We start from the raw sequence: 381 nt of genomic DNA, 5'->3' as shown, positions 1-381 counted from the left end.
TGCTGCACGTTCAGCTTCTAGTGCAATACGCGCTGCTTCGGCTTCTGCAGCTAGACGAGCTTGTTCTTCAGCCTCAGCAAGGCTTCGCTCTTCTGCTAACCTTTGTTTTTCTGCCTCCAAACGTTGCAGCTCTGCTACACGTTCAGCTTCTGCTGTAATACGCGCCTCTTCTGCTTCGACAAGGCGTTGCTCTTCAGCTAATTTCTGCTGCTCAACCGCTAAACGTTGTTGCTCGGCTTCACGTTCAGCTTTAGCTGCAAGGTGTGCTTCTTCGGCTTCTGCTAGGCTTCGCTCTTCAATTAAACGCTGTTGCTCTGCAACATGTTCTGCTTCTGCAGCAATACGCTCTTCTTCCGCTTCAGCAAGACGTAACTCTTCAGC

General features: G+C 50.7%; 1 pseudogene. It reads right to left on the bottom strand.

From position 1 onward, the window contains the following. Positions 1-381: pseudogene (locus BCU94_RS19695) on the bottom strand (signal recognition particle-docking protein FtsY); the annotation flags it as partial.

It is taken from the genome of Shewanella sp. 10N.286.52.C2 (assembly GCF_002874545.1).
Classification (GTDB): Bacteria; Pseudomonadota; Gammaproteobacteria; order Enterobacterales; family Shewanellaceae; genus Shewanella.
Note: the sequence above shows the minus strand (reverse complement) of the source record. Positions and strands in the feature narration are given on the sequence as shown.